General features: G+C 70.0%; 20 protein-coding genes and 1 pseudogene. 7 read left to right on the top strand and 14 right to left on the bottom strand.

What is annotated here, in order from left to right; genetic code table 11:
• Nucleotides 1-86: 86 nt before the first annotated feature.
• The 5 genes from ACFP2V_RS23545 to ACFP2V_RS23525 all read right to left on the bottom strand — a co-directional run bounded on the left by ACFP2V_RS23545 (nucleotide 87) and on the right by ACFP2V_RS23525 (nucleotide 4,916).
• On the bottom strand, nucleotides 87-1,460 hold the full coding sequence (locus tag ACFP2V_RS23545; RefSeq protein WP_381215926.1) for an alpha-amylase: 1,374 nt from the start codon (nucleotides 1,458-1,460) through the stop codon (nucleotides 87-89).
• A gap of 181 nt (nucleotides 1,461-1,641) precedes the next feature.
• Nucleotides 1,642-2,334 carry an HNH endonuclease gene (locus ACFP2V_RS23540; RefSeq protein WP_381215923.1) on the bottom strand — a complete coding sequence of 231 codons (693 nt, stop codon included), beginning with the start codon at nucleotides 2,332-2,334 and terminating at the stop codon, nucleotides 1,642-1,644.
• Nucleotides 2,335-2,378: 44 nt separating this feature from the next.
• A complete protein-coding gene (locus tag ACFP2V_RS23535) occupies nucleotides 2,379-3,755 on the bottom strand; it encodes an AAA family ATPase (protein WP_381215920.1) in 1,377 nt (458 codons plus the stop codon).
• 127 nt (nucleotides 3,756-3,882) lie between these two features.
• Nucleotides 3,883-4,092 carry a DUF397 domain-containing protein gene (locus tag ACFP2V_RS23530; RefSeq protein ID WP_381215917.1) on the bottom strand — a complete coding sequence of 70 codons (210 nt, stop codon included), beginning with the start codon at nucleotides 4,090-4,092 and terminating at the stop codon, nucleotides 3,883-3,885.
• The gene (locus tag ACFP2V_RS23525) at nucleotides 4,068-4,916 is read right to left on the bottom strand and encodes a Scr1 family TA system antitoxin-like transcriptional regulator (RefSeq protein ID WP_381215914.1); all 849 of its coding nucleotides are present in this window, start codon (nucleotides 4,914-4,916) and stop codon (nucleotides 4,068-4,070) included. Before ACFP2V_RS23525 ends, ACFP2V_RS23530 begins: the two co-directional genes overlap by 25 nt.
• Nucleotides 4,917-5,035: 119 nt before the next feature.
• Between ACFP2V_RS23525 and ACFP2V_RS23520 the strand changes: the two genes are divergently transcribed.
• The gene (locus ACFP2V_RS23520; protein WP_381215911.1) at nucleotides 5,036-5,320 is read left to right on the top strand and encodes a hypothetical protein; all 285 of its coding nucleotides are present in this window, start codon (nucleotides 5,036-5,038) and stop codon (nucleotides 5,318-5,320) included.
• Between the two features lie 73 nt (nucleotides 5,321-5,393).
• Here ACFP2V_RS23520 and ACFP2V_RS23515 read toward each other — a convergent pair whose 3' ends face one another.
• The 4 genes from ACFP2V_RS23515 to ACFP2V_RS23500 all read right to left on the bottom strand — a co-directional run bounded on the left by ACFP2V_RS23515 (nucleotide 5,394) and on the right by ACFP2V_RS23500 (nucleotide 10,583).
• Nucleotides 5,394-7,088: a glycoside hydrolase family 13 protein gene (locus ACFP2V_RS23515; protein WP_381215909.1), complete on the bottom strand. Its 1,695-nt coding sequence runs from the start codon at nucleotides 7,086-7,088 to the stop codon at nucleotides 5,394-5,396.
• A 191-nt stretch (nucleotides 7,089-7,279) separates the two neighbouring features.
• Nucleotides 7,280-8,197, bottom strand: a complete 918-nt coding sequence (locus tag ACFP2V_RS23510; RefSeq protein ID WP_381215906.1) for a sugar ABC transporter permease — start codon at nucleotides 8,195-8,197, stop codon at nucleotides 7,280-7,282.
• Nucleotides 8,198-8,210: 13 nt separating this feature from the next.
• The gene (locus ACFP2V_RS23505) at nucleotides 8,211-9,215 is read right to left on the bottom strand and encodes a carbohydrate ABC transporter permease (protein WP_381215903.1); all 1,005 of its coding nucleotides are present in this window, start codon (nucleotides 9,213-9,215) and stop codon (nucleotides 8,211-8,213) included.
• Nucleotides 9,216-9,311: 96 nt separating this feature from the next.
• A complete protein-coding gene (locus ACFP2V_RS23500) occupies nucleotides 9,312-10,583 on the bottom strand; it encodes an extracellular solute-binding protein (protein ID WP_381215900.1) in 1,272 nt (423 codons plus the stop codon).
• Between the two features lie 457 nt (nucleotides 10,584-11,040).
• Here ACFP2V_RS23500 and ACFP2V_RS23495 point away from each other — a divergent pair, with 457 nt between their 5' ends.
• Nucleotides 11,041-12,075, top strand: coding sequence for a LacI family DNA-binding transcriptional regulator (locus ACFP2V_RS23495; protein ID WP_381215896.1), 1,035 nt, complete (start codon nucleotides 11,041-11,043; stop codon nucleotides 12,073-12,075).
• A gap of 449 nt (nucleotides 12,076-12,524) precedes the next feature.
• Here the strand turns inward: ACFP2V_RS23495 and ACFP2V_RS23490 are convergent, their stop codons facing one another.
• Nucleotides 12,525-13,730 (bottom strand): PP2C family protein-serine/threonine phosphatase, encoded by a 1,206-nt coding sequence (locus ACFP2V_RS23490; RefSeq protein WP_381215893.1) that lies wholly within the window; start codon nucleotides 13,728-13,730, stop codon nucleotides 12,525-12,527.
• The gene (locus ACFP2V_RS23485) at nucleotides 13,727-15,334 is read right to left on the bottom strand and encodes a sensor histidine kinase (RefSeq protein WP_381215890.1); all 1,608 of its coding nucleotides are present in this window, start codon (nucleotides 15,332-15,334) and stop codon (nucleotides 13,727-13,729) included. Before ACFP2V_RS23485 ends, ACFP2V_RS23490 begins: the two co-directional genes overlap by 4 nt.
• A 108-nt stretch (nucleotides 15,335-15,442) precedes the next feature.
• Here ACFP2V_RS23485 and ACFP2V_RS23480 point away from each other — a divergent pair, with 108 nt between their 5' ends.
• Nucleotides 15,443-16,213: a response regulator gene (locus ACFP2V_RS23480; protein WP_381215887.1), complete on the top strand. Its 771-nt coding sequence runs from the start codon at nucleotides 15,443-15,445 to the stop codon at nucleotides 16,211-16,213.
• Between the two features lie 389 nt (nucleotides 16,214-16,602).
• Complete coding sequence (locus ACFP2V_RS23475; RefSeq protein ID WP_381215884.1) at nucleotides 16,603-17,628, top strand: phosphatase PAP2 family protein; 1,026 nt, start codon at nucleotides 16,603-16,605, stop codon at nucleotides 17,626-17,628.
• Nucleotides 17,629-17,727: 99 nt separating this feature from the next.
• Here the strand turns inward: ACFP2V_RS23475 and ACFP2V_RS23470 are convergent, their stop codons facing one another.
• The gene (locus ACFP2V_RS23470; protein WP_381215880.1) at nucleotides 17,728-20,730 is read right to left on the bottom strand and encodes a bifunctional [glutamine synthetase] adenylyltransferase/[glutamine synthetase]-adenylyl-L-tyrosine phosphorylase; all 3,003 of its coding nucleotides are present in this window, start codon (nucleotides 20,728-20,730) and stop codon (nucleotides 17,728-17,730) included.
• 151 nt (nucleotides 20,731-20,881) lie between these two features.
• Between ACFP2V_RS23470 and ACFP2V_RS23465 the strand changes: the two are divergent.
• Both ACFP2V_RS23465 and ACFP2V_RS23460 read left to right on the top strand, forming a co-directional pair.
• A pseudogene (locus ACFP2V_RS23465) lies at nucleotides 20,882-20,974 on the top strand (pyridoxamine 5'-phosphate oxidase family protein); the annotation flags it as partial.
• 53 nt (nucleotides 20,975-21,027) lie between these two features.
• Nucleotides 21,028-21,489, top strand: a complete 462-nt coding sequence (locus ACFP2V_RS23460) for a VOC family protein (RefSeq protein ID WP_381216061.1) — start codon at nucleotides 21,028-21,030, stop codon at nucleotides 21,487-21,489.
• 134 nt (nucleotides 21,490-21,623) lie between these two features.
• Here ACFP2V_RS23460 and ACFP2V_RS23455 read toward each other — a convergent pair whose 3' ends face one another.
• Nucleotides 21,624-21,992, bottom strand: a complete 369-nt coding sequence (locus tag ACFP2V_RS23455) for a helix-turn-helix domain-containing protein (protein WP_381215877.1) — start codon at nucleotides 21,990-21,992, stop codon at nucleotides 21,624-21,626.
• Entirely contained in the window at nucleotides 21,989-22,387 is a 399-nt protein-coding gene (locus ACFP2V_RS23450; protein ID WP_381215874.1) for a type II toxin-antitoxin system RelE/ParE family toxin, read from the bottom strand. Before ACFP2V_RS23450 ends, ACFP2V_RS23455 begins: the two co-directional genes overlap by 4 nt.
• Before the next feature lie 434 nt (nucleotides 22,388-22,821).
• Here ACFP2V_RS23450 and ACFP2V_RS23445 point away from each other — a divergent pair, with 434 nt between their 5' ends.
• The gene (locus tag ACFP2V_RS23445) at nucleotides 22,822-23,760 is read left to right on the top strand and encodes a TauD/TfdA dioxygenase family protein (RefSeq protein ID WP_381215871.1); all 939 of its coding nucleotides are present in this window, start codon (nucleotides 22,822-22,824) and stop codon (nucleotides 23,758-23,760) included.
• The last annotated feature ends 28 nt before the right edge of the window (nucleotides 23,761-23,788 follow it).

Genomic DNA, 23,788 nt, shown 5'->3' with positions numbered 1-23,788 from the left:
CAAGGGTTGTGAAAGTAACGGTAAGGACTTTCATGCGGACGCCGGTCGCGCCGCCTCCCCTGAACGGCGGCGCGACCGGCGCGCGTTCAGCAGGACGACTTGCCCGCGTACACCGCGAGGGCCGTGTTGGAGCCCAGGGTGGCGGTCAGCTGCCCCGAACCGTTCACCGTCACCTGCGTGTTGTTCTGGATGTTGCAGTACGTGCCGGAGGGCAGCGAGGTCTGGTAAGTGCGGGTCAGAGAGCCGGACTCGTGGTTGATGGCCACGAAGCCCTTGTTGCCCCGGCCGAAGGCGATGGCGTCGTTCCCGTTGTCCCACCAGTTCGTCACGGCCTGGCCGCGCGTGGTGTTGCGGAAGGCGACCATGGACTTGATCTCCGGCCAGGCGTGCTGGCACTTCCAGCCGTTCTGCCAACAGGCGTTCACCTGACCGCCGTTCGGCGGACCGGCGTCCGTGGAGGAGAACTCGTAGCCGGAGTTGATGTCCGGGGAGCCGTAGGGCCAGGCCAGCATGAAGACGTTGGCCAGGGTGTAGTTGGCGTTGTCCTTGTAGCTGAGCGTGGAGCCGTTGCGCTCGGTGTCGTGGTTGTCGACGAAGACGCCGGAGACACCGCTGTTCATGTAGCCCCAGCCCTCGCCGTAGTTCTTCAGGTAGGCGAGGTTCTCGTTGTTGAAGACCCGCTTGAGGTCGTAGGCGTAGCGGAACTCCTGGACGTCGCCGGTGCCGGTGTACTCGCCGGGCTGGACGGCCTCGCCGGCGCCGTAGATGGCCTCCTGCTTCCAGTACACGCCGGGGTTGGAGAGCCGGGACTTGATGTTCGCCAGGTCGGCGGCCGGTATGTGCTTGGCCGCGTCGATGCGGAAGCCGTCCACGCCGAGGGAGAGCAGGTCGTTGAGGTACCCGGCGATGGCTCCGCGGACGTAGTCCTCGCCGGTGTCGAGGTCGGCGAGACCGACCAGTTCGCAGTTCTGGACGTTCCAGCGGTCCTGGTAGTTGGTGATCTGCGAGGTGCAGTTGTCGAAGTCGGGCGCCGAGTACAGGCCGGGGTAGTTGTACTTGGTGTACGAGGAGCCGCCGGTGCCGGTGCCGCTGCCCGCGGACATGTGGTTGACGACCGCGTCGGCGACGACCTTCACGCCGGCCGCGTGACACGTGTTCACCATGTTCCGGAAGGCGGTGCGGTCGCCGAGCCGCCCGGCGATCTTGTAGCTGACCGGCTGGTACGACGTCCACCACTGCGAGCCCTGTATGTGCTCGGCGGGCGGGGAGACCTGGACGGAGCCGTACCCGGCGGGGCCGAGGGTGGTGGTGCACTCGCGGGCGACCGAGTTGAAGTTCCACTCGAAGAGGACGGCGGTGACGTCCTTGTTCCCGGGCGGCGCGGCCTGCGCGACAGTCGGGGTCATGACAACCGAGGCGACCGCGAGCGCGGCGACCCCGGCGAGGGTTCTGCGTGCCATGTGGGGTGTCCTTCTTCATCGAAGGGTGTGGGGAGTGCGAAGGCGGCTGAAGCTTCTTGCTGAAACCTTCAGAAACCTTGCGGTGACGCAGATGTTAAAGCTTCACCCTCCGAAAGGGCAGCGGTCGGCGTGAAGTTGCGGCAAGAAATTCCGGAAGGACGGCCTGCCGGTCCGTTCGGGATCAGCTGAGCAGCCCCGCCCGCACCCGCTCATCCGTCAGCAGTCGCAGCACCCCGGGGTCGTTGGCGAACACGTCCTCCGCTCCGGGGGCCATCGCCTGGTGGAACATCGCGTACACCACATCGGCGGTCGGCTGTTCCCATACGGTGCTCGTCCACTCGCGCACCCCCTCGGCGTCACCCTCCTCGTGTGCGCGCAGCCACTCCTCGATGCACAACCGAGTGATCCGGTAGACCTTCCGCCGGCCCCGTACCAGCACTCCGCGGTTGAGCCCGAAGACCTCGCAGGTCGCCTCTCCCCTGGGCGTCAGGGGCAGGTACTCACCCACCGCGAGCACCAGGTGAAGGTGATCGGCCGGGTCCTCACTGCTGGGGTCGATCAGCAGAGGACGCCCCCGGAGGTCGAGGGGAAACGCCTCTCGCTTCTGGTGGCTGTTGCAGAGGGAGCAGGCGAGCAGGTGGTTGTTCCAGTCGAAGGTGCGCAGCGGGGCCCGGCTCAGCGGCTCGAAGTGGTCGATGTCGGTGCCCTGGTTGTCGCCGCAGTACATACACCGCTCGATACCGGGGGCCATCCCCGCCAGGGCCTCGCTCAGCACGCTGTGGACGTGACGCCGCACGGTGGTGTGCTTCCACAGACCTCGAGCACGGTCCACCGGTTTCCCGGCCTTGCCTATCTCCTGTGTGTAGGCGGTCATACGCCGACGTGTCCGCTGCGGCAGACCGGTTCGTTGAATCCTGATCACGACGACCACTCATCGTCGGCTCGGTCACGCAGTCGCGCGGCCACCTCGTCCACGCGGGTCGCCGGGGAGCTCACCAGCTTGCGTTTCAACTCCCGGTAGCGCATGCGTTGTTCATCGCTCGCCCTGCCGCGCAGCACACTCATCTCCAGCGCCACGAGCTCGCTCCGCTTCCGTTCCGCCCTCTCCGAGTAGGGCGTGTCGAGCCCGAACAGGTACGACAGCACGGCGTCGTCCCCGCTTCCGTACACGACCCTGTCGTACACGTCCGGCGAGACCTTCTCGACCCGCCCTTCCTCCTGCGCACCCGGAAGCCGGATGAGACCTCCCGGATCGGCCGACTGGCAGATGTACGGGCTGTGGGTGGTGACGATGAACTGAATGCGGGGGAAGTGCGAGGTGAGCCAGCTGCCGATGCGCCTCTGCCAGGAGACGTGCAGGTGCGCGTCGATCTCGTCGATGATCACGACTCCCGGGTAGTCGGCGACCGGAATCTCTGTCTCCTCGTCGTAGAACACGTCCAGCTCGCCATAGGCGTCGTAGATCTGCCTCAGGAGATCCACGACGAGGGCGGCGACGGTCCGGTAGCCGTCGCTCATCTCCTTCAGCGGGAAGCGACGCTCCCGGTGCACCACCCACAGCCCTTCGGAGTCGACACCGTCGATCCGGCAGCCGTCGGGCAGCAGGTCGTCCCCGAGGATCTCCAACGCGGAGGCCAGCAGCTCCTCGGCTCCCTCCCGCTGCTCAAGCGCCCGCAGGTGCTGTTCGATGAGCCATGTCACGCCCTCGGCGAGCGAGGCGTCCTCGTGGAACAGACTCGCCTGCCGAGCCACCGGTCCTGCGGCCGTCATGAGCCGCTGCACCTCTCCCGAACCTCCGGCAAGCCTCCGGAAGGGGCCATAGGCAGCGCAGAACCAGCCTTCCGGATTGTCGGCCCAGGGGCCGCGTTGAGCGGTGATCGTCTTGGCACCGGTGTAGTTGACCGGGTCCAGGGAGGGTTGCACCGCTCTGCCGGGCTTCCCCTTCCCGTGGCCCGTCTCCGGAGGAAGAACCCACCGCAGACCCGACCAGAACGCCCTGGACGGCCGACGCCCCTGCGTGAAGCGGTCGAATGCGGGGTCGTGCGCCAGCTCCACTTCGGCGTGCGCTCTGCGTTCACCGTGCGCGACCCAGTTCTCGAATGCCGGCATCAGACTTCGCGCGGCGGCGGGACCGCTCACGGCCAGGGAGATCGCCCGCAGCAATGTGGTCTTGCCCGAGCCGTTACGGCCGGCCAGTACCGTCCACCCCGCGTACGAACCATCGGGCCGGGCCAGTTCGAGGTCCACCTCGTCGAACGACTTGATATTGGCCAGGTAGACCCTGGAGAGGTACATGATCCGATCCGCCCGATCCGCCGTTGCCTGCCGGGTACCCATGCTGTTTCGCCACGTCAGCCTAGATGAGGTCGGGCCTTGCCATCGGCCGCCGTTCGGACGGCACGACGAATCCGGAGGACCCGCGTCAGGACGTGCCGTGCCGTATGCCTTCGACGAACGCGGCCCAGGCGGCCGGAGCGACGAACAGAACCGGTCCGGTGGGGTTCTTGCTGTCGCGGACGGGGACGGTGCCGGGGATGTTGCCGGCGAGTTCCAGGCAGTCGCCGCCGCCGCCGTCGCTGTACGTGCTCTTGCGCCACACTGCGGCCGTCAGGTCGGGTCGGGTACTGCGCATGTCTCGTACTCCTTCATGGCCCGCCGGATCAGGGCCATGGATGCCTCTGGCGGCAGGGCTCGGGCATGGACGAGATCGTAACGATGGGAGTGCCGGGTCACCATGGCCCGGTCTTCCACCAACTCACCCGAGTGCCCCGCCTCCAGGTAGGCCACGTCCGGCGCGTTGTCGAACGACAGGAGGGTGAGCGAGCCGCCCATGGCGGAGTGGGCCCCCGCGACGAAGGGCATCACCTGCACCTCGATATGCGGGGTGCGGGCGGCTTCCAGCACAGAGGCCAACTGCTCCCGCATGACGGTCGGACCTCCCACCGGGCGTCGGATCACCGACTCGTCGAGCACCACCCACAACAGTGGCGGTTGCGGCCTCCGGAGCAGACTCTGCCGACTCAGCCGCGCCGCCACCTTCTCCTCGATCTCCTCCACGGCGCACCACGGCTGTCCATGGCGCAGCACCTCACGTGCGTAAGCCTCGGTCTGGAGCAGGCCCGGGACGCTGTGCGCCATGTACTTGTGCATGGCGTTCGCCCTGGCCTCGTACGCCACGAACTTCCGCGCCCAGTCCGGGATCGGCGTCCGCTTGAGGTGAGTCCACAGGTCGACCAGGTCGCCGTCGGCCTCCAGGATCTCGTCCAGCCTGGTGTTGACGTCCTCGGGCGGGGTCTCCTTGCCCAGTTCGAACTGGGCGATACGGCTGTGGGCGACGGGGATCAGGTCACCGAGCCCGCGTTGCGTGAACCCGGCGCGGACGCGGAGCTTGCGCAACTTCACGCCGTACAACGCCGGCAGGGACGCGGACGGGTCGAGTTCCTTCGGCGCGGGCATCGGCTGTCCCCCGTTTTCGATCCGGTGCAACGAAAACCGTTACCGCTGGTGAGCGTAGCGTCACGTACCGATGATCGTGGGGAGAGTCGGGATCATCACGAAGGAAGGACACCGCACTCATGGCACCACAGGAACGTACGAGGCGCGCGGCCGCGATCCGGGACGCCGACGAGGCCAGGAATGAACTCTCCCTGGCACTGGACGACGCCGGCGTGCTCCTGCCCTCGTTGGGGCTCGACACCGTCTCGCTGGCCAGCAACTGTCTGCCGCCGCTGGTGGATCTCGGACGCTGCAATCCGGGCACGGCACGCAAGCTGGCGGAAGCGCTGCGGGAAGGTCGTCGCACCGCCGAGCTGAGTGCCAGGGTGCGTGAGGCGAACCGGCGGAGCGGGCAGCGGACTTGACGGCGCACTCCGTGCAGGGCGAGGGCCCGCCGCTCCCCGGGAGGGAGCGGCGGGCCCTGTGGCCGGCGAGTCGTCAGGCCCGTGTCCACCACACCGTCGTGTCCGCCGGCACCTTCGCCTCGTCGCCGGTTTCGGCCACCTCACCGTTGGTGATCAGTACCCTGCCGTAGGACGGCGTGGTCACCGCCTCGCCCGTGGTGTTCGCGACGCACACGAACTCCCCGCGCCTAAAGGCGAGGACGCCCTCGGGGGCCCGCAGCCACTCCACCGATTCGCCCGCGCCCAGGTCGGCCTGCTCCCGGCGCACGGCGAGCGCGGCGCGGTACAGCTCCAGGGTCGAGCCGGCCGTTCCGGTCTGCGCCTCGACGCTCAGCTCGCCCCAGCCCTCCGGCTGCGGCAGCCAGCTGCCGCCGCCCCCGAAGCCGTACGAGGAACCGTCGCGGGTCCACGGGATCGGCACCCGGCATCCGTCGCGGAAGCCGTCCTGGCCCGCGCCCCGGAAGTACGCCGGGTCCTGGCGCACCTCGTCGGGGAGGTCCACGACGTCCGGCAGGCCCAGCTCCTCGCCCTGGTAGACGTAGGCCGAGCCGGGCAGCGCCAGCATCAGCAGGGTCGCCGCGCGGGCCCGGCGCAGGCCCAGTTCACGGTCGCCGGCCTGGCGGATCTGGGTGCCGAGGCCGGGCGGGTTGGCGAAGCGGGTGGCGTGCCGGGTGACGTCGTGGTTGGACAGCACCCAGGTCGCGGGGGCGCCGACCGGGCGCATGGAGTCCAGGGTGCGGTCGATGACCTCGCGCAGTTCCTCGGCGTCCCAATGGGTGCCCAGGTACTGGAAGTTGAAGGCCTGGTGCAGTTCGTCGGGGCGGACGTAGTTGGCGGTGCGCTCGACGGTCGGGGTCCAGGCCTCGGCGACGAAGATGCGCTCGCCCGCGTACTCGTCGAGGATGAGCCGCCACTGCCGGTAGATGTCGTGGACGCCGTCCTGGTCGAAGAACGGCATGACATCGTTGCCCAGCAGCTTCAGCTGCTCGTGGTCTCCCAGGTCGGGCAGGCCCTCGGCCTTCACCATGCCGTGCGCGACGTCGATGCGGAAGCCGTCCACGCCCATGTCGAGCCAGAACCGCAGGATGGAGCGGAACTCGTCGCCGACGGCCGGGTGCTCCCAGTTGAAGTCGGGCTGCTCGGGGGCGAAGAGGTGCAGGTACCACTCGCCCGGGGTGCCGTCGGGCTCGGTGACCCGGGTCCAGGCGGGGCCGCCGAAGATCGACTCCCAGTCGTTGGGCGGGAGCTCGCCGTCCGCGCCCTTGCCGGGGCGGAAGTGGTAGCGGTCGCGCGAGGGCGAGCCGGGGCCCTCGGCGAGTGCCCGCTTGAACCACTCGTGCTGGTCGGAGGAGTGGTTGGGCACGATGTCGACGATGATCCGCAGGCCCAGCGCGTGGGCGTCCCGGATCAGCGCGTCCGCGTCGAGCAGGGTGCCGAACATGGGGTCGACGGCACGGTAGTCGGCGACGTCGTAGCCGGCGTCGGCCTGCGGGGAGGCGTAGAAGGGGCTGAGCCACACGGCGTCCACGCCGAGGTCGCGCAGGTACGGCAGGCGGGAGCGGATGCCCTCCAGGTCGCCCATGCCGTCGCCGTTGCTGTCGGCGAAGCTGCGCGGATACACCTGGTAGATCACCGCGTCCCGCCACCAGTCGCGGCGCCTGGTGACGGTGGCTACGGCAGCGTCGGTCGTCGGGGTGGGGGCCGGGGCGGCGGCGTGCTGCTGGCTCATGTCGTCCTTGAATACGTGGGGTCGGTCAGGGAAGCGAGTGGGGCCGGGGGCCGAGGGGCGGGAGGCGGGGGACAAGGCGGCCGCGGTGCCGGCGGGGTCTGGGGGTCCCCCTGCTCGAAGAGCTTGGGGGAGGACACCGCGGCCGCCTACCCCGCGCGCCGTGGCGCGCGGGATTCGTCGGACGGAGGGCGTCAGCCCTTCGTGCCGCCCGCGGTGAGGCCGGCCACCAGGTTCTTCTGCACGAGGTAGAAGAACGCGGAGACGGGTATCGCGATCAGGACCGCGGTGGCGGCCATGAGGTTGCGCTGGGCGTCGTGCTCGCTGACGAAGCTCTGCAGACCGACGGCGAGCGTGTACTTCTCGTCGTCCAGCATGAACGTCGTGGCGAAGGCGACCTCGCCGAACGCGGTGATGAAGCTGTAGAAGGCGGCGACCGCCAGGCCCGGCTTGGCGAGCGGCAGGATCAGCCGCACGAACGTGCCGAACGGGGACAGCCCGTCGACCCGGCCCGCCTCGTCGATCTCGAACGGAATGGTGTCGAAATAGCCCTTCATCAGCCACGCACAGTACGGCACCGCGGTCGAGCAGTAGACGAGGATGAGGCCGAAGTAGGTGTCGATCAGCTGAAGGTCGGACAGGATCTGGTACATCGGGACCATCAGGACGGCCACCGGGAACATCTGGGTGACCAGCAGGACCCACATGAACTTCTTGTACCCGGGGAACCGCATCCGGGACACCGCGTACCCGGTGGTGGCGGCGACCAGGACGCCGATGACGGTGGTGCCGAGCGAGACGATCAGCGAACTCTTGAGCCAGTCGAAGAAGTTCGTGTTCTGCAGCACGAACGCGTAGTTGTCCAGCGTCATCTTGCCCCAGATACCGCCGGGGCGCAGATAGTCGTCCTTGTCCGGGCCGAGGGACAGGAAGACCAGCCAGGCGACCGGGAACAGCGCGACGACGCTCGCCACGACCAGGATGCCGTGCGAGGCGAGGACGCCGCCGCGGCCGACCTCACCGCGCCGCCGCGTGTCGGGCCGCCGGGGCGTGGTCTTCTCGGCCGGCTTGCCCGTCACCACGGCTGACGGCGGGCTGTCGAGGGTGCTCATGGGGGCTCCTGCCTCAGATCGCGAGCTGCTGCTCATTGCGGTTCAGCCAGCGGCGGTAGAAGGAGGTGAAGACGATCAGGATGGCCAGCAGCAGCATGCCGTAGGCGGCGGACTGCGCGAAGTCGCGCGGCTGCTGCCCGAAGCCGAGTTGGTACGCCCAGGTGACGAGGATCTGCGCGTCCGGGGCGGTGTTGCCGAACAGCAGGAAGATGACGGCGAACTGGTTGAAGGTCCAGATGATGCCGAGCAGCACGACGGTGGAGCTGACCGAGCGCAGGCCCGGCAGGGTGACGTGACGGAACCGCTGCCAGGCGTTGGCGCCGTCCATCTCGGCCGCCTCGTACAGCGTCCCGTCGATCGACTGGAGGCCGCCGAGCAGGGAGACCATCATGAACGGCACACCGCACCAGGTGTTGACCATGATCGCGGCGAACCGCTGCCAGAAGGTGTCCTCGAGCCACAGCGGCGTCGGCAGGCCGAGGGACTCCAGGGCCGAGTTGATGACGCCGGCGTCGGCGAGCATGAACCGCCAGCCGAAGACGGTGACGAAGGTCGGCACGGCCCACGGCAGGATCAGGATCAGCCGGTAGAAGGTGCGGCCGCGCAGCTTCTGGTTGAGCAGCAGGGCGAGGCCCAGACCGATGGTGTAGTGCAGGCCGACGCAGGCCGCCGTCCAGACGATCGTCCAGATGAAGTGCGACCAGAAGCGGTCGTACGCCGTCTCGCCCCAGAGGATGTCGGCGTAGTTGTCCAGGCCGATGAACTTGTACGTGGCCTCGATCTCGTTGACGCCGATGGTGCGGGCCGAGTTGAGGCTGTTGGCGTCGGTGAGGGTGAGGTAGAAGCCGTACGCCAGGGGATACAGCACGAGGACGCCGAGCACGACGACCACGGGCACGATCATGGCGAAGGCGTACCAGTACTTCTGGTAGGCGTGCTTCAGGCGGCCGGCCCGGCCGGCGCGGGGCGGGCGGTCACCGCTGCGCTTGCCGGTCGCGCGGTCGATGGCGACTGTCATGGTTCGGCACCTTCTGGATGATCAAGGGGTTCGGCACACAGGCCGGTGGCCGCCGGACCCTTCCCTCCCGGAAGGGACCCGGCGGCCACGCGGGCTCTACTTGCTGAAGTCCGGCACCAGCTTGGCGATGGCGATCTCGGCGTCGCCCAGACCCTTGTCCAGGGACTCCTTGCCGCCCGCGATCTGGGGCAGTTCGTCGTCGAGCGGACCCCACAGCGAGCTGTACTCGGGCAGGGCCGGGCGCGGCTGGGCGGCCTCGAGGACCGTCTGGTAGCCGGCGATGCCCGGGTCGGCCTTGACCTTGTCGGTGTAGGCGTCGTCACGCGTGGGCAGCGTGGAGTTCTTCAGGGCGATGGTCTCCTGGGCCTTGGCCGAGCTCATGAAGTTCACGAACTTCAGCGCGGCCTTCTGCTTCGCGGCGTCGGAGCCGGCGTAGACGGAGAGGTTGTGGCCACCGGTCGGGGCGCCCGCCGTGCCGGAGGTGCCGGCCGGGACGGTCGCGATGCCGAGGTTGCTCTTGTCCTTGAAGGCCGAGCCCTTGTAGAAGTTGGTGATCTCCCACGGGCCCTGGATGATCGCGGCGACCTTGCCGTTGACGAACGCGTCCTGGATGTGGGCGTAGGCGTCGGCGGTGGTGTCGGCCTTCTTGAGGCCCTTGCCGTCGAAGAGGTCCAGCCAGGTGCCGTAGGCCTTCTTGGCCTCGGGCGACTTGACGGTGATCTTCTTGGCGTCGGCGTCGACCGTGTCGGTGCCCTCGCCGTAGAGGAAGGACTGGGCGTAGTAGGCCTGGGTGGAGCCCCAGTAGCCGTCGACGCCGGTCTTGTCCTTGATGGCGGCGGCGGCCTTCTTCAGGTCGTCCCAGGTCTTGGGAGCCTCGACGCCGGCCTTCTCGAACAGTTCCTTGTTGTAGACCAGCGCGAGCGTGTCCGTGACGAACGGGACGCCGTAGACCTTGTCCTCGTACGTGGCCTGCTCGATCAGGTTGGACTTGAACTTCGCCTGGTCCTTCAGCGCCTCGGTGCCGTCCAGCGGCAGGAAGAAGCCCTTCTTGGCGAAGGCGGGGGTCCAGCCGACCTCGGAGCGCAGCACGTCGGGAGCACCCTTGGAACCGGCGGCGGTGTCGAACTTGTTCTGCGCCTGGTCGAAGGGGACGTTGACGTACTTGACCTTGACGTCCTTGTTGGCGGCCTCGAACTCCTTGACCAGGGCCTGGTACGTCGGCGCCTCGTTGGTCGCGTTGGAGGTGTCCCACCAGGTGATGGTGACCGGGCCGTCGGCCGAGTCGCCGCTGTCGCTGTCTCCGCCGCAGGCCGTCGCCGTGAGGGCGAGGGACGCCACCAGCGCGGTGGCCGCTATGCCACGCCGCATGAGTTCTCCTTGAGGGTGAAAGCCCGTGTGCTGCAGATACGGCCCCGTCTGCCGACCTGCCGACTTGCCGACCGCGCCGATGGGGCCGCCGGGCGACGTGAACGTAACAGCGATGCAACCGATCCGAAAGACCTTGCTGAAAAATTTTGCAAGAAAGTCCGACGGTTATCCCGTCGTGACCTCTCCTCGCCCCCTCCCCATAGTGTCCCGATCGCCGTGCCACCGCCGGGTTTCCGGTGCCAGGACAGGCGTTCGGACAGCTGTGCAAGACTCTGCAAGTACTTGCCATCCGTTTCCGTCGGGGGGATCATCCGTTGCGGGACGGACGCCGAGCGACATGCCGACCACGACATGAGGGACCGCGATGACCCAGCAGCCCGCGACGGGCCGTTCGACGGCACGCACCAGGCGTCCGGCCGGTGTGCAAGGAGTGGGACGGCCGATAGGGTCCGGTGCTGTGACCACACGTCTTGCCGACATCGCCGCTCAGGCCGGGGTGAGTGAGGCGACCGTCAGCCGTGTGCTCAACGGCAAGCCGGGCGTCGCCGCCACCACCCGCCAGTCCGTCCTCGCCGCTCTCGACGTTCTGGGCTACGAACGCCCGGTGCGGTTGCGGCAGCGCAGCGAGGGCCTGGTGGGGCTGATCACTCCCGAGCTGGAGAATCCGATCTTCCCCGCGCTGGCCCAGGTCATCGGGCAGGCACTGACCCGCCAGGGCTACACGCCGGTCCTGGCCACCCAGACCCCGGGCGGGTCGACGGAGGACGAGCTGACGGAGATGCTCGTCGACCGCGGGGTGGCCGGCATCATCTACGTCTCCGGGCTGCACGCGGACACCACGGCCGACATGCAGCGCTACGAGCGACTGCGCGCCCGGGGGGTGCCGTTCGTGCTGGTCGACGGCTTCTCGCCGAAGGTGCAGGCGCCGTTCATCTCGCCCGACGACCGGGCGGCGATGGCGCTGGCGGTCACGCATCTCGCCTCCCTCGGCCACACCCGGATCGGGCTGGCGCTGGGGCCGAAGCGGTTCGTGCCGGTGCAGCGCAAGATCGAGGGCTTCGTCCGCACTGTGCAGGAGCAGCTGGGCCTGGCCGCCGAGACCGTGGAGACGGAGCTGGTCCAGCACTCCCTGTACACCTTGGAGGGCGGCCAGGCCGCCGCCACCGCGCTCATGGACCGCGGGTGCACGGCGGTGGTGTGCGCCAGCGACATGATGGCGCTGGGCGCGATACGGGCGGCCCGGCAGCGCGGTCTGGAGGTGCCGACGGACATCTCGGTGGTCGGCTTCGACGACTCCCCGCTGATCGCCTTCACCGACCCGCCGCTGACCACGGTCCGCAAGCCGGTCCCGGCGATGGGCCAGGCCGCGGTGCGCACCCTGCTGGAGGAGATCGGCGGGACGCCCGCCCCGCACAGCGAGTTCGTGTTCATGCCGGAACTGGTGGTCCGGGGCTCGACGGCTTCGGCACCCGGGGACCGGAACCGTTCCTAAGAGCGCGCCTCCGAACAACACGCGGGTCCACGCCCCGCTGGTGCCGACCTCGGCGCCTACTCGGTGCGACGTCGCCGCAGGTCAGCCACTTCTGGCCCATGTCGCAGGCGCAGAACCGAAATCGGCGTGTCATTGATCTGCACGCCCTGAGCTTTGTCCGTGACTCGGCGCAGGGGCCGGCGGGTCACCGCCGCCGGATCGGCTTGTCCGGTTCCGGCCCGACTCCCGGCCTCGACGACGACCTGCCTCATCAGGTCGCACCGGGTCGCACCGGACGCCGGCAAGCGGTCTCCAGAGGTGCGGGACAAGCCTTGGGGCCGGTCCGGGGCGCGGCGCCGGCAGCCGCCGGGCCCGCTCGTGCCCTCCGCCTCCGCGCACACCGGCGAGGAGCCCCGCGGACGGTATCGCGGCTGCCGCAGTCGCCGGCCCCCTGCCGGCGCACGGGGTTCTCAGAGGCGGGTGGGCCGATCGCCCCAGTCGAGGCGGAGCACGGCCAGGTCGTCGGAGTGGCGGCCGGCGTTCAGCGCGTGGGTTTCCTTGATGAGGAGGTCGACGTGGTCTGCCGGGTCCGCCGACGGCAGGTCCCCGATCAGCCCGAGCAGCCCTTCGACGCCGAGCCGCTCCCCCTTCGTCCCGTTGTGCCCTTCGATGAGGCCGTCGGTGTAGATGGTCAGGGCTCCGGCGGCCGGGAGCGGAACGACCGTGGAGGGCCAGCTGCACTCTCCGGGGACGATGCCCAGGGCGATGCCGTGTTCGGCGCTCACTTCCCGGGTCCCCTCGGCTGTGGTGAGGAGGGGCTCGTGGTGGCCGGCCAGGTGGAGGACGGCAGTGCCGGAGCTCTGGTCGAGAGTGAGGAGAGTGCAGGTGGCGAACAGGTGTTGGCTGTCGCGTTCGGCGATCAAAAGGCGTTCCATCAGGTGCAGCAGGTCGTCTCCGCGGTGCCCGCCGAGCACCAGGGAGCGCCAGGCGATCCGCAGACAGACACCCAACGCCGCGGCGTCGGGACCGTGGCCGCTGACGTCGCCCACGACGGCGTGCACCAGCCCGTCGTCTCCCTCCACCACGTCGAGGAAGTCCCCGCCGAGCAGGGCCATCGCGGCGCCGGGCAGGTAGCGGGACGTCACCCTCACCGTGGAGGTGTCGAGCATCGGCCGGGGCAGCAGGCCGCGTTCCAGGCGGGCGTTCTCCTCCGCCCGCAGCCGGGTGGCCTGGGCTTGGGCGCTCGCGCGTTCCGTCCGGCTCCGGTAGACGGCGTAGCGCAGCGTCCTTCGCAGCAGGTCCGCTTCGACCTTGCCCTTGACGAGGTAGTCCTGCGCTCCGGCGGCCATGGCCTCGGTGCCCGCCCGGTCCTCGGACAGCCCGGTCAGGACGATCACCGCGGTGTGCGGGGCCAGTCCGCGCACGGCCGTGACCGCGTCGACACCCGACACGTCGGGCAGGTGCAGGTCGAGGAGGACGCAGTCGATCGGGCTGCCGGCCAGTTCGGCGCGCGCCTCGACCAGAGTGGTCCGGGTGGTCAGCGCGAACCGCATGCCCGTGTCGTGCAGGAGTTCCTCCACGAGCAGGGCGTCGCCCGGGTCGTCCTCGATCAGCAGGATGCGGTACACCGGCCCCTCGGAGGCCGCTTCCGGCGCGGCCGTCATGGCTTCCGTCATCGCACCGGCTCCGCGTCGGCGCGGGTGGCCTCCGGCACGGTGGACGGGCCGGGGTTCTCCGGCGGCCGGGGCGCGAGGGTGAAGGTGATGCGTGCGCCGTCGTGGTATTCCGGGTCGACCCTGATGGCGCCCCCGTGGAACTCGACGATCTTCTTGCACATCGCGAGGCCGATTCCGCTGCCGGTGTAGGTGTCCTTGGTGTGCAGCCGCTGGAAGATCACGAACACCTTGTCGGCGTACTCCGGTGCGATGCCGATGCCGTTGTCGGTGACGGTGAACCGCCATAGTTCGCCCTCTCGGGCCGCCGCGACGTGGATCTTCGGCGTTTCGCCCGGGCGGCGGAACTTGACGGCGTTGCCTATCAGGTTCTGCCAGAGCATGCCCATCTGGGTGGGGTCGGCGAACAGGGTCGGCAGCGGATCGTGGGTGATCTCCGCTCCGGCCTCCTCGATGCCGACGCTCAGCTCGGACAGGGTCCTTTCCAGCACCTTGTCCAGGTCGACGCCCTGGTGGGCGTTGTGCAGCCGCCCGACCCGGGAGAAGTCGAGCAGGTCGTTGATGAGGGTCTGCATGCGGTTCGCCCCGTCGACCGCGAAGTCGATGTACTGGTCGGCCCGGCTGTCGAGCTGTCCTCCGTAGCGCCGCTGGAGGAGCTGGGTGAAGCTGGAGACCTTGCGCAGCGGCTCCTGCAGGTCGTGGGAGGCCACGTACGCGAACTGCTCCAGCTCGGCGTTGGAACGCTGAAGGTTCGCGGCCTGCGCGTCCAGCCGCAGTCGTGTGTCCTCGCTGAGGGCCAGTTCCCGTACGAGACGCTGTCGCATGAAGTCGATCTCACGGCTGAGGCGCCGCAGGTCGGCGGGGCCGGTCGGGGTGATGGGATGGTCGAAGTCACCGCCGGCGACGGCGCGGGCGTCCGCGCCGAGCCGCTCCAGCGGCATGTTGATGCCACGGCGCAGTCCTTCGAAGACCAGAGCCGTGAGGACGACGATGAGCACCGCGATGGTGCCGAACACCCCGTTCCTCAGGGCCATCGTGTCCATCAGGTCGTCCCTCACCCGTACGCGGTCCGCGCGCAGCTGTTCCTGCTGGCCGCTCAGGGCGGCACGGACGTCGTCGAAGGCCGCCTTGCCCTCCATCGCCCGTTGGGTGGCCATCGGTGAGGGTGAGCCGGCGGGCGCGGCGGCAACGGGCCGGGCGATCCTCTCCTGCCACTTCGCCACGGCGTCCTGCACGGTCTTCAGGTCGTCCAGACCCGCGTGGTCGTCCTCGAGCAGCTTGGTGAGTTGACCGAGGCTCGCTTCCTGCTCGGTGAGCCCCTGCTCGTAGGGGGTGATGAACTCCGGCATGCCGGTGAGCCCGTAGCCGCGGATTCCGGTCTCCTGGTTGAGCACGGCCGCTTCCAGGCGGATCGCGACGGTCAGCGCGGGGGACCGCACGTTCACGAGTTCGTCGCTGATCGACTGGGTCCGCCCCAGGACCCACGCGCCCGCTGTCCCGAGCAGGGCCAGAACCACGAGGGACACGGCCACCCCCACGCGAAGCCACCGCCTGGTCGTCCACGTGGAAAACCCTCGCATACGCGATCGCCTCTCGTCGGCAGTCATCCTGTGGGCTCCTCGCTGCGGCGATCACCTTGAAAGTTGGGCCAGCACACTGTAGAGGGCGACAACCCTTGTTGTCGCGGAGCTGCTTCGGGATCTAGAGTGCCGGGCATGCCCGGCAAGGACTTCGTATCGCGGATCACCCCGCAGGAGACCGCCTCCCTCACGGACGCGGCAGTCGGTGATCTCGCGCAGCGCCTCGCCCGCCGGCTTCTGGGAGCCCCGTCGCACCCGGCACCGGACGACCCGGCACAGGCCTTGGCTCTGCTCCGCGTGCTGGATCACCTCAAACAGGCCACTGAACGGCTCCAGCAGGAGGCAGCCACGGCTGCCGCCCGCGCGGGCGCCGGCTACCCGCAGATCGGTGCCGCCTGCGGTATGACCCGGCAAGGTGCCCGGCGCCGCTGGCCGGGGCTTTTCCACCACTCCACCGAGAAACCCACGGAGCATCCGACCATGACCACCCCCGCCCGTCCCTTCGACGTCCTGCTCGTCGAAGACGACATCGCCGACGCCATGCTCATCGAGGAAGCCCTCTCCGAGCGCGGAGCCCGCAACCTCGTCCAGGTCACCGACGGAGTCGCCGCGCTGGAACACCTGCGGGCCCCGGGCACTCCGCGACCCGACCTCATCGTCCTCGACCTGAACATGCCCCGGATGAACGGCCGCGATCTGCTCAAGGTCCTGAAGAACGATGACGACCTGCAGACGATCCCCGTGGTCGTCCTGACCACGTCCACCGCTCCGGACGACGTCACCGGCGCGTACAGCAGTCACGCCAACGCCTACGTGACCAAGCCCGTCAACCTGGAGGAGTTCGAGCGGGCCGTCCAGAGCATCGACTCCTTCTACCTCGACACCGCCACCCGGCCCCGTCTCTGAATCGCCCGGTGTCCGGCTCCCGAGAAGCAGGCTCTGGTGCACTTGTGGGGCGGTGACGCCTGGTCACGCGTGACGTCTGGTCACGGCGACAGCGCGTGCCGCGAAGGAACGCCCGTCCTCTGCGGACGGCACGCCGCTGATCGGTCGGGGCGGTGTCCCGGCCCCGTTCGCCCGCGCCGCCGTGCACGCACTCCCGCCCGCCGGCCGGGGCCGGGGACGGGGGTCCCGGGCTTCTGCGAATCGCCGTGCCGTCCACAGGCCGCAGGCGGCGAATCCTCGCGCCCTGCTCCGGAAAGAGGCGGCGGGGCCCCTTCCCGGAGAGAACATGCGGGTCGGCTGCCCCCGGGTGATGATCTGCGGAAGAGGCTTTTCTGGCAGACTCTGTACCCATGGGCGAGACGACGGTGACCACGCTGGAAGGCCGGCATCAGGCCGCAGCGCACCCCGTCGAGGACAGGCCGGGAACGGGGCTCCTGCGCCGGCTTCGCGCCCCCCGCCGGCCGCGGCTGTGGTTCGAGATCCTGCTGATCGCGGTGAGCTACTGGACGTACTCGCTCGTCCGCAACGCCGTGCCGGAGCAGAAGTCCGAGGCACTGCGCAACGCGGACTGGCTCTGGGATCTGGAGCGACAGCTCGGTCTCGCCTTCGAACAGTCGGTCAACCACGCCGTGAACTCGGTGACCTGGCTCGTCGTCGGCATGAACTACTACTACGCCACACTGCACTTCGTGATCACGCTGGGTGTTCTGGTGTGGCTCTACCGTAGTCACCCCGGCCGTTACGCGGCGACCAGACTGGTGCTGTTCTCGACCACCGCCGTCGCCCTGGCCGGTTACTACCTGTTCCCGCTCGCCCCGCCGCGGCTGATGCACGGCGGCGACTTCATCGACACCGTGATGGTCCACGAGACCTGGGGTTCGATGGCCTCCGGTGACCTGAAGAACATGTCCAACCAGTACGCCGCGATGCCGTCGATGCACATCGGCTGGTCGGTGTGGTGCGGGCTGACCATCTTCGCGCTGGCGACGGTCCCGTGGGCGAAGGCCCTGGGCCTGCTGTACCCGGCGGGCACGATGGTGGTCATCGTGGCCACCGCCAACCACTTCTGGCTGGACGCGGTGGGCGGCGTGCTCTGCCTCGCCTTCGGCATCGCGCTGGCGACCCTCTGGTACGGGAGCAGGCCGTACGCGCTGCCGCGGGGGGTACCGGACGGCGGGGGCGGCCGGGACCGAGGCGGCTGGAGCAGGACCTTCCCGGGCAGGGCTTTCCTTGGCAGGCGCGGCACGGACAAGGCCGTCGCGGGTTCGGACGGTGAGGGCGCGGGCCGCGCGAACACGGGCGTCGTGAGCCCGCGCACCCCGGACGGCACCGCCACGAGCGCGTCCGCCCACGCGCCGGACGCCCCGCACCCCTGAGGCGTCCTTCACCATCGAGGAGGCGCCCCGCACCACTGCGGCGCCCCGCACTCCGGGCGACCACGCCCGCCGCCTGCGCCGGGTGCCCGCGGCCCGCCCCTACGCCCCGCCGTAGAACAGCTCCTCCATCACGCCCCGCGCCCTGCGGGCCGTGCGCCGGTACACGTCGAGCATGTCACCGGCGTGGCCCGGACCGTAGCCGAGGTAGCGGCCGACCGCGGCCAGTTCGCGCGGGTTGGTGGGGAAGGTGTCCCCGGCCCGGCCCCGGACCAGCATGACCGCGTTGCGCACGCCGGTGGCCAGCACCCAGGCCTCGTCGAGGATGCCCGCGTCGTCCGCGGAGATCAGCCCGGCCGCCCGGGCGGCCGCCAGCGCCTCGCGGGTACGGGTGGTGCGCAGCCCCGGCACGTGCGCGGCGTGCCGCAGCTGGATCAGCTGGACGGTCCACTCCACGTCGGACAGGCCGCCGGGACCGAGCTTGACGTGCAGCTTGGGATCGGTGCCGCGCGGCAGCCGCTCGGACTCCATGCGGGCCTTCAGGCGCCGGATCTCGCGCACGTCCTCCTCGGCGAGCCCGGCGGGCGGGTAGCGCAGCGGGTCGATCAGCTCGACGAAGCCGCGACCGAGGTCCTCGTCGCCGGCCACGGGCTCGGCGCGCAGCAGCGCGTGCCGCTCCCACACCAGGGACCAGCGCCGGTAGTACGCCTCGTACGACCCCAGGGTGCGCACCAGCGGCCCGGACCGGCCCTCGGGGCGCAGGTCCGCGTCGATGAGCAGGGGCGGGTCGGCGCTGGGGACCTGGAGCAGGCGGCGCATCTCGGCGACGACCTTGCCGGCCGCGTCGGCCGCCTCCCGCTCGTCCACGCCGTCGCGCGGCTCGTGGACGAACAGGACGTCCGCGTCGGAGCCGTAGCCCAGCTCGTGGCCGCCGAAGCGGCCCACCCCGATGATCGCGAAGCGGGTGGGCAGGGCATCCCCCCAGCCCTCCCGGACGACGGCGCGCAGCGTGCCGGCGAGGGTGGCGGCGGTCAGGTCGGACACGGCGCCGCCGACCAGGTCCACCAGGGCGCCCTGGTCGGCCTCGGCGGGCTGGGACTCGGTGCCGTAGGAGCCGATGATGTCGGTGGCGGCGGTGCGGAACAGTTCGCGGCGGCGGATCCCGCGGGCGGCGCCGACGGCCTGGGCGGCGCCGTCGGCGCGGCGGACGGCGGCGAGGACCTCCTGTTCCAGGTGGGCGCGGGAGCGTGGCCTGAGACCGCCGGCCTCTCCGTCGCCGAGCAGGGCCACCGCCTCGGGTGCGCGCAGCAGCAGGTCGGGGGCGAGCCGCCCGGCGGACAGGACGCGGGCGAGGTTCTCGGCTGCGGCGCCCTCGTCGCGCAGCAGCCGCAGGTACCAGGGGGTCTTGCCGAGCGCGTCGGAGACCTTGCGGAAGTTGAGCAGGCCGGCGTCCGGGTCGGCGGATTCGGCGAACCAGCCGAGCAGCACGGGCAGCAGGGTCCGCTGGATGGCCGCCTTGCGGGTCACGCCGGACGCCAGCGCCTCCAGGTGGCGCAGGGCGGCGGCCGGGTCGGCGTAGCCGAGGGCGACCAGTCGTTCCCGGGCCGCCTCGGCGCTGAGCCGGGCCTCGCCGGGGGCGAGCTGGGCGACCGCGTCGAGCAGCGGCCGGTAGAACAGCTTCTCGTGCAGCCGCCGTACGACGGAGGTGTGCCGCCGCCATGCGCGGGTCAGGCTCGTCACCGGGTCGGTGCGCAGGCCCAGGGAGCGGCCGATGCGGCGCAGGTCGGCGTCGTTCTCCGGAACCAGGTGGGTGCGGCGCAGCCTGAAGAGCTGGATGCGGTGCTCCAGGGAGCGCAGGAAGCGGTAGGCGTCGTCGAGCTGGGCGGCGTCCGCGCGGCCGACGTAGCCGCCGGCGGCGAGGGCCCCCAGCGCGTCGAGGGTGGTGGCGCTGCGCAGTGAGGTGTCGGTGCGGCCGTGCACCAGTTGGAGCAGCTGTACGGCGAACTCGACGTCGCGCAGTCCGCCGGGGCCGAGCTTGAGCTGGCGGTCGACCTCGGCGGTGGGGATGTTGTCGATCACCCGGCGGCGCATCTTCTGCACGTCGGCGACGAAGTTCTCCCGCTCGGCGACCTGCCACACCAGTGGACGAAGGGCGGCCACGTACTCCTCGCCGAGGGCGAGGTCGCCGGCCACCGGGCGGGCCTTGAGCAGTGCCTGGAACTCCCAGGTCTTGGCCCAGCGCTGGTAGTAGGCGCGGTGCGAGGCGAGGGTGCGCACCAGCGGGCCGTTGCGGCCCTCGGGCCGCAGGTTGGCGTCGACGGGCCAGATGGTGCCCTCGACGGTGTTCTCGGAACAGATCCGCATCATGTGCGCGGCCAGCCGGGTGGCGGCGCGCAGGGCCTTGGCCTCGTCGGCGCCGTGCGCCGGCTCGCCGACGAAGATGACGTCGACGTCCGACACGTAGTTCAGCTCGTGCCCGCCGCACTTGCCCATCGCGACCACCGCCAGCCGGCACAGGGCGGCGTCCTCGGGCGCGGCGGCCTCGGCGAGCGCGAGGGCGGCGCGCAGGGTGGCGGTGGCGAGGTCGGCGAGTTCGGCGGCGGTCTCGGACACCTCGGTGGTGCCGCAGACGTCGCGGGCGGCGATGGACAGCAGGCAGCGCCGGTAGGCGACGCGCAGCGACACGGGGTCGGTGGTTTCGGCGAGGCCGTGCTCGAACTCGGTCACGCCGGGGTGCAGGTCCCGCGCCTCGTAGGTGACGAGTGCCTGCCAGTCGTCGGCGTGCCGGGCGAGATGGTCGGCCAGGGCCTCGGAGGCACCGAGCACACCGAGCAGCCGGTCGCGCAGCGGCTTGGCGGCGATCAGGGTGTCCAGCAGCTCCTGCCGGCCGGTGGCGCCGGTCTGCGCCTCCAGCAGCCGGACCAGTCCCAGCAGCGCGAGGTCGGGGTCGGCGGTGCCGCCGAGCGCCTCGAGCAGGACCGGATCGTCGCGCACCGCGGCCAGCTCGGGGCTGTCCAGCAGCCGCTCGGCGGCCGACGGGTCGGTGAAACCGTGCCGCAGCAGCCGAGTGAAGGTACTGCTCCTGCGCCCCGGCACCGACGTCATCCCCGGTCTCCCTCGGTCCTCGGCCCGCGTCGGGCTCACATCCGGCTCGCCACGAACCCATCCAGGCGACGAGCCTATCCGCCCCACCGCGCCCCGGCCCCGGCACGGCCGTGCGCGATGAGTTCCGGGGGCGGGCGGGGTCAAACCATCCGGACACGCTGTCGTGTTTTCGGTGGCGCCACACACCGTTTTCGGCTTCGGTGAGGGAGAGTCGTTCAGCCGGACCAGACGGCGGTTCACGTGACACCGAAAGCCCGCACCGACCGCACCGACTCAGCCGGAGGAAATCCGATGAACATGGCCATGACCCTCGAAGTGCTTCCGCTGCCCGTCAGCGACATCGACCGGGCCAGGGACTTCTACCGGGACAAGGTCGGCTTCCACGTCGACATCGACCGGGAGGTCATGCCGGGCATGCGCATCGTCCAGCTGACGCCCCCGGGCTCCGGCTGTTCGATCGCGCTGGGCGACAGCATCTGGGAGATGTCGGGCGACACCCGCCCGACCCCGGGCTCGTACCAGGGCCTGCAGCTGTGCGTCGCCGACATCAAGGCGGCCCACGCCGAACTGACCGCCCGCGGCCTGGAGATCTCCGAGCCGGTCGTGTACGCCCCGGACGACGGCGCCACCTTCATGTACTTCAAGGACCCGGACGGCAACGGCTGGGCGGTCCAGGAGTACCGCCGCCGCGCGACCGAGCCCCTCCACCAACTCCTGACGGACCAGGCCACCGAGGCGGGCAGCCCGGATCACCCGTAGGTGTACCGCTCCCCTCACCCATCGTCACCGCCGTACCTACCGTGAGACGCCTCGCGGTACAGGCGCGGTACATGTCCTCCAGCGCGGGCGTGAGTTCGTCGCCGCCGAGACCGATCTCGCCCTGCGGACGTGACTCAAGCTGCCGAGTCGCGTCCATCCGGCAGCGTTTCCTCCGGCTGATGACGTCCGTGCGGGGTGAAGGTAAAAGCCGACGTGTCACGATCCAGGTCGATGGTCAGTGACGCGTCCAGAGCCTTGGCCAGACGGGTGAGCAGCGGCAGAGTCGGTACAGAGTCTCCGCCCTCGATGTTGGAGATCTGCGGCTGGGTCATCTCCGCCCGCCGCGCCAGCTCGGTCTGCGACAGGCCGAGCGCAGTACGCCGGTCGTGGACAGCCTGGCCGAGGGCGAAGGCATACCCGGCTTCGATATAGGCGGCGGACTCCTCGGCCGTCTCCCCCAGAAGCTTCCTGGTCCGGCGGGTCTTCCACTCGGAGTGGTTCATGGGTTCCCTTCCTCCGTCCGGTCGTAGCTGTGCTCGGCAGGGCCGTGACCGACCTCGCATACCTTCTGCACCTGCTGGGCACGCTCGACCTCGCCACTCTCGCGTTGCCTGGCCTTGCGGAACACCGTCAGCAGCACAATGCGCCGGTCGGGAGCGAGCCAGTACGTGATGCGGACGGCATTGCCGTCCATGGTGAAGCGCAGCTCTCGTACCTTGCCGCCGAGGTGACGAGCGTACGGCTCCCCCAGAGTGGTCGGCTGGTCCGCGAGCATGTCAACAGCACGTTCAGCCTTGTCGTAATGCGCGTCCGCCAGAAGCTCCAGCCACTGCCGAACCTCTGGTTCGATCGCAATCGACCATCGATCACCCACGCCCACTATTATACAGAAATCCATATTACGCCAGCAGTGAGGGCCGGCGACGATGACGGGCCCCGGACCTGGTGGACGGGTTCGGCGGCCGAACGGGGCCCCGTTGACAGAAGACGGGCAAGATCACACAATCGTCGCCATGACCACGTACTGGTTCGTCAGGATGTCGGGGGCGCCGCGCGTCCCGGATCGAACCGGCTGCGAGCGCTCCGGCCGATAGCCGGCCGCACCCTCTGACCCCGGCCCGGCCTCTCACCGCCCGAGCCCGCTTCCCCGCCTTCCCGGCCGACGGCCCCGCGCAGCCCCTTTTCCGGGCCGTCCCGGCAGTCCCGCACACCCGCGTACGGCGGGTGTGCGCCTCGGCGTCCGCGATGCCGGGACGGTCCGTGCCCCGACACGGCCGGCCCGTCCGCATCTCCGCGTCCCGTTCGCCCCCGTGTACAGAGGAAGGACGCCCCATGACCGTCACAAGCACCGCACCGACCGTCACCCTGCGTGAGACGCGTATCCCCGGAGACGGCATCTACGAAGGACGGCGCGTCCTGCGCCGTGTGCCCGAGGGGTGGGAGGAGCGGCCCTACGAGCTGTTCGAGGTCGAGCCGCAGGCACGCACGATCGGTGCCGAGATCGGAGGAGTCGACCTGTCCCGTCCGCTCGGCCCCGAGCTGCGCGCCGAACTCCACCGGGCCCTGCTGGAGTGGAAGGTGCTGTTCTTCCGGGGCCAGCACCTCGCCCCCGACCGGCAGCGCGCCTTCGCGCGCCACTGGGGCGAGCTGGAGACCAACCCGCTGCTCGCCGCCGGTACCAGCGAGGACGTCGTCCGCTTCGACAAGGGCAGCGGGTCCACTCCGACGTTCGAGAACGTCTGGCACGCCGACGTCACCTTCCGCGAGCGGCCGGCGCTCGGTGCCGTCCTCCAGTTGCGCGAGGTGCCGCCGGCCGGCGGCGACACCCTGTGGGCCGACATGGCCGCCGCCTACGACAACCTCCCGCAGGACGTGAAGGACCGTATCGACGGTGCCCGCGCCGTGCATGACTTCATCCCCGGTTTCGCGCGGTTCTACGGGCCCGAACGGCTCGCGCCGCACCAGGAGCACTTCCCGCCCGTGGAACACCCCGTCGTGCGCACACATCCCGACACCGGGCGGCGCATGCTGTTCGTGAATGCCTCCTTCACCACCCGGATCACCGGCATACCCCGCGAGGAGAGCGACCGGCTGCTGCGCTACCTCTTCCAGCAGGCGCACATCCCCGAGTACCAGGTCCGTTTCCGCTGGCAGCCCGGTGACGTGGCGTTCTGGGACAACCGGGCCACCCAGCACTACGCGGTCAACGACTACGGCGCCCACCGCCGGGTCGCCGAACGCGTCGCCATCGCGGGCGACCGCCCCTTCTGATCCTCCGGCGCACGGCCGTGCGGGGTCC

The sequence above is a fragment of the Streptomyces incanus genome (genome assembly GCF_042656345.1).
Classification (GTDB): Bacteria; Actinomycetota; Actinomycetes; order Streptomycetales; family Streptomycetaceae; genus Streptomyces; species Streptomyces incanus.
This window is presented reverse-complemented; position numbering and strand designations above follow the sequence as displayed.